The sequence below is a fragment of the Trueperella sp. genome (genome assembly GCF_043424875.1).
GTDB lineage: Bacteria > Actinomycetota > Actinomycetes > Actinomycetales > Actinomycetaceae > Trueperella.
The window spans coordinates 1-6,833 of the sequence record NZ_JBHWPL010000090.1 but is presented as its reverse complement, the minus strand read 5'-3'; the positions used below and the strand labels follow the sequence as shown (position 1 = coordinate 6,833).

Annotated in this window: 6 protein-coding genes; 3 read left to right on the top strand and 3 right to left on the bottom strand. The window is 63.0% G+C overall.

The window, feature by feature from the left end; all coding sequences use genetic code 11:
* Positions 1–125: 125 nt before the first annotated feature.
* The gene (locus ACHFFR_RS07910; RefSeq protein ID WP_394263726.1) at positions 126–890 is read right to left on the bottom strand and encodes an SDR family NAD(P)-dependent oxidoreductase; all 765 of its coding nucleotides are present in this window, start codon (positions 888–890) and stop codon (positions 126–128) included.
* Between the two features lie 123 nt (positions 891–1,013).
* Between ACHFFR_RS07910 and ACHFFR_RS07905 the strand changes: the two genes are divergently transcribed.
* On the top strand, positions 1,014–1,823 hold the full coding sequence (locus ACHFFR_RS07905) for an exodeoxyribonuclease III (protein WP_394263725.1): 810 nt from the start codon (positions 1,014–1,016) through the stop codon (positions 1,821–1,823).
* 114 nt (positions 1,824–1,937) lie between these two features.
* Here the strand turns inward: ACHFFR_RS07905 and ACHFFR_RS07900 are convergent, their stop codons facing one another.
* Entirely contained in the window at positions 1,938–2,786 is an 849-nt protein-coding gene (locus ACHFFR_RS07900) for a serine hydrolase domain-containing protein (protein ID WP_394263724.1), read from the bottom strand.
* Positions 2,787–3,257: 471 nt separating this feature from the next.
* On the opposite strand from ACHFFR_RS07900, the gene ACHFFR_RS07895 reads away from it, so the two are divergent.
* On the top strand, positions 3,258–3,503 hold the full coding sequence (locus tag ACHFFR_RS07895; RefSeq protein WP_394263723.1) for a hypothetical protein: 246 nt from the start codon (positions 3,258–3,260) through the stop codon (positions 3,501–3,503).
* A gap of 162 nt (positions 3,504–3,665) precedes the next feature.
* Here ACHFFR_RS07895 and ACHFFR_RS07890 read toward each other — a convergent pair whose 3' ends face one another.
* Positions 3,666–5,132, bottom strand: a complete 1,467-nt coding sequence (locus tag ACHFFR_RS07890) for an amidase (protein ID WP_394263722.1) — start codon at positions 5,130–5,132, stop codon at positions 3,666–3,668.
* 156 nt (positions 5,133–5,288) lie between these two features.
* Here ACHFFR_RS07890 and ACHFFR_RS07885 point away from each other — a divergent pair, with 156 nt between their 5' ends.
* Positions 5,289–6,776, top strand: coding sequence for a mycothione reductase (locus ACHFFR_RS07885; RefSeq protein ID WP_394263721.1), 1,488 nt, complete (start codon positions 5,289–5,291; stop codon positions 6,774–6,776).
* Positions 6,777–6,833 lie beyond the last annotated feature (57 nt).

Sequence of the window (6,833 nt, the reverse complement as noted above, 5' to 3'; positions counted from 1 at the left end):
ACCAGTTAGCGCGGTGACCTTTCCCGGAGCGAATTCGTGGGTCAACCCATGGAATAGTTCAGGGCCATTCACGCGGTACGAAAAACGCAGGTCTCGTATCTCCCAACGCTCCAACCCGGGCGGTTTTAACTGCGCCCAGACATTCCCGGGCCGGCGACCTTGCGGATGAGGGCGCGCGGCGCGAGCTTCGCGAGCACCGCGGCGGCCTTATAGAGAGGCGTGGGGGTGACAATGACCCGACCACGGCGAGCAGCTTCCAGTGCCTCGTCCACAATTTGGCGAGGTTGAGCAAACACGAAGTCTGGCCACTGAGAGGAATCAACCTCGGAACGTTCGTGGAACTCGGTGCGAATGAGTCCGGGGGTCACCGCCGTCACGGTCACGCCCGAATCGGCGAGCTCAGCTGCGAGACCTTCAGTAAACGTGCGCACCCACGCTTTGTGAGCGGAGTAGGTGCCTTGGGCGGTCAGAGCCGTCATCGAGGAGACGTTAATGATGGACCCAAAGCCACGCATCCGCATCGCATGAGCCGCGGCATGGCACAGCACGAGGACGGCCCGAACCATGACGTTGAGACCCTCGAGTTCTCGATCGAGGGAGCCGCCCACGAAATCTTGACCGAGCCCAAAACCCGCATTATTGACCAGGAGCGTAACTGGTGCATCATCCCAGCGGAGCCTGTCGGCCACGCGCGCTAGATCGGCGTCGTTTCCAAGATCCGCAGGCAAGACCTCCACGTCTACGCCAGTGGTGCGGAGCTCGGTGGCGAGGTCGTCGAGCCGGTCTGCGTTGCGGGCAACCAGCACGATGTCATTGCCCTGGGATGCAAGCGTGCGTGCAAACTCGCGGCCTAGACCCGCGCTGGCTCCGGTGATCAGTGCTCTCGACATGCCCCAAGGCTAGCGCACTGAATCGCGGCAAGACGCAACCAACGGCAGACCATGACGGGCCCGGCGCGGCTATCACGCGCTCCACCAACCCCATCGCCCTCCACCTTCGCTAGGCTGGTGGCCATGAAGATTGCGACCTGGAATATCAACTCGATCCGCGCCCGAGCCGACCGCGCCGTGGACGTCCTCCAACGCCACGACCTCGACGTTCTCGCCCTGCAGGAAATCAAGTGCAAACCCGAACAGTTCCCACTGGAACAGTTCACGGACCTCGGATACGAGGTGGCAATTGAGGGCCACAATCAGTGGAATGGAGTCGCGATCATTTCGCGCGTTGGTCTGGAGAATGTCCAGAACGTCTTTACCGGCCAACCCGGATTCAAGAAGGGCACCCCCGACGGCGAGGAGCTCTTCATCGCCGGCGATCCCGAGGCACGCGCAATCGGGGCCACGACTGGGGGCATAGAGATCTGGAGCCTGTACGTGCCAAACGGCCGCAGCGTTGATGATCCGCACTATCACTACAAACTCGCGTGGCTCTCGGCGCTCAAGGATCGCGCGGCGGCCCGCCTCGCCGAGGATCCCGACGCCAAGATCGCCCTCACCGGTGACTGGAACGTCATTCCTACCGACGAGGACGTCTGGGACGTGACCGCCACTGGCGGCCTCTACGTGTCCCAGCCAGAACGCGACGCATTCTTTGCTTTCGAGGACGCCGGCTTTACCGAGGTCACGCGCGAGCACGCCACCAACTACACGTTCTGGGATTACCAGCAGCTTCGTTTCCCCAAGAATCAGGGCATGCGGATCGACTTCGTGTACGCCTCTCCTGCACTGGCCAAACTCGTCACGGGGGCGGAGATCGACCGTGACGAACGCAAGGGCAAAGGCGCCTCCGATCACGTTCCGGTGATCGTTAACCTCGATCTCTGAGCCCGTTCTCGGGCGGGAGCGTAGTAAACGTGTGCGCTGGGAGCACGATCTTCGCTATATGGCGACATCGGGCTCTCAGCGCCCCGGTTTTCGACACTAGCCCCGGTTACCGGCCTACATCGACGGGTAGAGGATGTCCACCTGGCCCGTCGGCTCCGGATCAATCCGGACCATCGCATCCGCCAGCGCCGGCCAATGCTGGATGTGATCCTTGTTGAAGTCCTGCGTACCCAGGAACGCGCCGCCCTTGCCCTGAGACAGATCCATGTAGAAGAACGAGCCAGACATGCCGAAGTGCCCGACCACGTGATTCGAAAACTCATTGCCCGTCCAGTGGGGCTCGAGCGGATTCCGGATTGAGAACCCCAAACCCCACGGGTTGTTCTGCGAGCGCCCATAGCCAGGTGTCACACCCGGGATTCCGGCGAACTGGGACTGGAACGCTTTCTCCGCTAGCTCGCGCGGGATGAGAGTCGGCTTGAGAACCTCGCGGCCGAAGGGCACGAGGCATCGTGCACATCCCGTGCCCGAGTGCGCGATCGTCCCGACGATCCGCACGGAGTCCATTCCCAGCGGGTCAAGGACCTCCTGCTGGATCCAATCCTGAATCGATACGTCGAGGTACTTCTCGGCTTCTTTCGCCATCACGTCAAAGCCATAGTTCGAATAGATCCGGCGCCGGCCGGGCATCGCAATCGGATCCCCCTCCTCCGGAGGCAACCCCGACGCGTGAGACAACAGATGCCGGAACGTCGATCCCTCGGGTCCCGCGGGCGTATCCAGCTCGAACTTCCCCTTGGCAATCGCCACGAGGATACCCCAGGCAGCGATCGGCTTCGTCACCGACTTATAGTTATAAATCTTTTCAACGTTGCCCACCTCGAGCATCACGTTGTCCGCATCAAATGCCACGTACGTGTGCTCGAACGTGAACTTATCTTCCGGGAGTGGCTCAGTAATCATGAATCAACTCTCGCATAATCTTTCGAATTTCGCGTTGGTGCAGACCACACGCTGGTTCGCACAGCGTGCGCATCCACCCGACGACGATGCGCCTGAACGGGTGCAATCCAGCGGAGCATTGTGGCGACCTGCGCCGATAGTTGTCTGACCACAAGTGCATTTAGACCTGAGCATTAAACGGGCTAGGATGGCGGTATGAAGGACGAAACGCCGAGGTTGTCCGCGGACGGGGTTCGATTTGAAACGTCGCCTGATCCGCTGCTCGCCGCGTCCGAAAGATTAGCAGGCCCGAACCTGTATGCGCCGGGGCCACTCCAGCAATTTGGCGGCCGATCCTTTGCCTCGCCCCGCACGAGCGATGACCTGCGACGCCAACGATATGCTCGCGAGCGCCAAGCAGCCTTTCGGGCACACCCCTCGCAATTGGGCCGACGATCGCATCTCGACTCGCGCCCTCCAGACTTAGTGCCGATGACGGAGCGCAGCAAGAGGTTGTTCGCCATTTTCCTCGGCCTGCTATTTGGCACAATGGGCGCGCACAACTTCTTCCTCGGCAAGAATCAGCGAGCGCTCGTCAACATTGTGGTGTGGCTGATCGGCCTCGCATCGACGTCAGCAACCGGCATTATCTTCCTCATGTTGCCCATCGTGGCGCTCGTGATGGTTGAGTGCGTTCAGATTTGGCGCGCCACAGGCGACTACGCGCAGATCAGATAGCCAGCCCTCGTCCCGCACGGCTTATCCCACCTGCACGGCTTATCCCACTTGTAACCTCACGATGCAGAACTCTCAACGCTGCGAGGCATAACCAAACCGCGCGAGCACCCTTAACGCTGCCCGATACAAGCCTCATCTCGCAACGCTTCCGTTCCGAGCCTCCTACTCGTAACGGCGAATGATCTCCAACTGACGCTCGCGCCACGGCAGTGCCTCTTCGAGCTGTGCGGCGAGGCCGAACAGTGTTTCGTCAGCGCCAATATGGACGGCTCCCAGCATGATGGAGAACGGCAGGAGTACACCGTTGGCGTCGTCGAGCGGCTCGCCATTGGGCCACTCAGGGCCGACCTTCCCAGCGTGAACCGGCAACGCAATCGAGGGCGCGCCCAGCATGTTCCACACGCTCGTCCACGGCGTGAAGCGCCGCTGCGAGTAGAAGTCCTCCGCGGGATCCTCCCGCATGAGATCCTCGGGGCGGAGCGTTCCAGGCGGTAGCGCCGGAGTCAAAATAACGTCGAAGTCGGACCACGCATTGACGACCTTCCGGGTCAGCGTGTGCATGCCGGCCACCGCATTAGCGAAGTCGACAGCAGTGAACTGTTCACCCATCTCACGAAGCCAACGCGTGAGTGGCTCAAGCATCTCAACGGCCTCCTCGGGCACGGGCAGCTGCGCCGCCGTCGTCGCCCACAAAGGCATGAAGGTCTCCCAGTCGGCCGAATTCATCGGGCGCGGGGCGATCTCAACGTGGTGGCCGAGCGATTCGAGTGTGCGGGCCGTGAGCTCGACGGCCTCGCGCGAATGCGGGTGGAGGTCGATCTCTTCCACATTCAGCGGCTCCCACAGAAGGCCGACGCGCAGCGCGCCCGGGTCGCGATCGCACGCGTCCACGTAAGTGGTCTCCGGGCGCTTGCGAAGCCACGGATCGCCGGGCTGGTAGCGCGAGAGAACGTCGAGGAACGCAGCGCTATCGCGGACGTCTCGAGTGACGACGCCGTTCGTGTTCAGACCCGGCCCGTCAGCTCCAGGCGCCGCCGACACCAGACCACGCGAGGGCTTGTGCCCCACGAGTCCCGTTGCCGAGGCGGGGATGCGGATCGAGCCACCGCCGTCGGAGGCGTGGGCCACGGGCACGATGCCAGCGGCAACTGCCGCAGCCGCGCCGCCCGAGGATCCGCCGGCCGTGCGCGTGGTGTCCCATGGCGAGCGCGCCTTCGGCCCGGCCACCGGCTCCGTGTAGGGCGGGAAGCCGAACTCCGGCGTCGTCGTTTTTCCAATGCAGACCGTGCCCGCAGACGCAAGGAGATCCACGATCGCGTCGTTGCCCTGGGCGACATTGCCCGCCATCACGCGTGAACCGGCCTCCCACGGCTGTCCCGCCACCTGGTTGAGATCCTTGATCGGAACCGGCACGCCGGCGAAGGCGGGGGCGTCGCCGGCGGCTATCGCGCGGTCGGCGTTCGCAGCCTGATCCCGGGCCAACTCGGGCGTCAGGTGGGCAAACGCGCCGACCTGCTTGCCGACGCGTTCGGCGCGCTCGAGGGTGTTTTCGGTTACTTCGACGGCGGAGACCTCGCGGTTCTTGAGGGCTCGGGCCAATTCGCGGGCAGTCATGTCATTGAGGCTCATGCCCTCATTGTCACACGGCGCGAGCGGGTTTTGGGATTTGGTTGCCGCCCGCGCGCGATGGGCACGTCCGCAGGCGATGGGCACGTCCGCGCGCGATGAGTAAGCGCGTAGCTAACCGACGTGCGTGTAGTTGAAAATGATCGTTAGTCTGGGCGCATGCATTACAACCTCGTCATCATCGGTTCAGGGTCGGCGAACTCGATCCCGGGCCCGGAGTTTGCGGATCAGAAAATCGCCATGATCGAAGAGGGCACCTTCGGTGGGACGTGCCTGAACGTCGGGTGCATCCCGACCAAGATGTTCGTCCACACCGCAGACCTCGCACGGCAGGCGGCGGACGGCGAGCGCTTTGGGCTCGACACGTCCTTCAACGGCGCCGATTGGCCCGCGATTCGCGACCGCATCTTCGGCCACATCGACCCCATTTCGGACAGCGGCAAGGACTATCGCGAGTCGCACGCGGACAACGAGAACCTCGACCTCTACCACGGCACCGCCAAGTTCGTAGAACCAAAGAAGCTCGAGGTCTCCACCGATGAGGGCACCGTGACGATGACGGCCGACAAGATCGTTATCGCCACCGGCTCGCGCACGGCGATTCCGAACGTCGCTGGCATCCACGACGTCGACATCTTCAACAACGCCTCGATCATGCGTATGGAGAAACTGCCCAAGTCGCTGCTCGTGCTCGGCTCGGGATACATCGCCGCGGAGATGGCGTCCGTCTTTTCGGCGCTGGGAGTGGACGTCACCGTCGTCGCGCGAAGTGAGGCGCTGCTGCGATCTCAAGACGCCGACATCTCGCGCACCTACACCGAACTCGCGACCGAGGCGCACGGGGTGGAGCTGGAATTTAACTCCACGAAGGTCGAGCGGGTGGACGGCAAGATTCACCTGAGTGGCGTGCAGGAGGGACGCGAGCGCACGCTCGTGGCCGACGAGCTGCTCGTTGCCACCGGGCGAATTCCCAACGCGGACCGCATGGACGTGGGCAAGGCCGGAATCTCGGTGAAGGGCGGGCGCATCTGCGCCGACAGGTATCAGCGCGTGCTCGACGACGACCGGCAGCCGATCGAGGGGCTGTTCACGCTCGGCGACGTGTCCTCGCCCTACATGCTCAAGCACATCGCCAACCACGAGGCGCGGGTGGTGCGGCACAACCTCCTCAATCCTGAGGACATGATTCAGGTCGATCACCGGGCCGTGCCGTCCGCGATCTTTGGCCATCCGCAGATCGGCACCGTGGGCATTACCCAGCGAACGGCCGCCGAGGCGGGTATCAATCCGGTGGTCGCGGTGCAAAAGTACGAAGACATCGCCTACGGCTGGGCGATGGAGGACACGAGCGGCTTCGCGAAAATCATCGCCGACCGCGAGACGACCGCGATCCTCGGTTGCCACATCATCGGGCCCCAAGCGCCCATCCTCGTGCAGCTCATCGTGCAGGCGATGGCGACCGGACAGACGGCGCGGGACATAGTGCGCAGCCAGCATTGGATCCATCCCGCGATGCCGGAGTTGATTGAGAATGCGCTGCTGAAGATCATTGAGGCGTCCGAGTCCGCGACGCGCGGGGCGGGGCCGATGCTCCCCGAGAACAGCACCGAGGCCGATATCTCCGAAGAGGTCAAGGAAGGTAATTAGGGGGAAGCTGAATGTCACGGGGGTGGGCGGAAGGAAGTTTCCTTCCGCCCACACACC

Bases quoted from the DNA above. Each gene is read 5' to 3' on its own strand.
- ACHFFR_RS07910 (WP_394263726.1), bottom strand. From the start codon at position 890: ATGTCGAGAGCACTGATCACCGGAGCCAGCGCGGGTCTAGGCCGCGAG.
- ACHFFR_RS07895 (WP_394263723.1), top strand. From the start codon at position 3,258: ATGACGGAGCGCAGCAAGAGGTTGTTCGCCATTTTCCTCGGCCTGCTA.
- ACHFFR_RS07885 (WP_394263721.1), top strand. From the start codon at position 5,289: ATGCATTACAACCTCGTCATCATCGGTTCAGGGTCGGCGAACTCGATC.
- ACHFFR_RS07905 (WP_394263725.1), top strand. From the start codon at position 1,014: ATGAAGATTGCGACCTGGAATATCAACTCGATCCGCGCCCGAGCCGAC.
- ACHFFR_RS07900 (WP_394263724.1), bottom strand. From the start codon at position 2,786: ATGATTACTGAGCCACTCCCGGAAGATAAGTTCACGTTCGAGCACACG.
- ACHFFR_RS07890 (WP_394263722.1), bottom strand. From the start codon at position 5,132: ATGAGCCTCAATGACATGACTGCCCGCGAATTGGCCCGAGCCCTCAAG.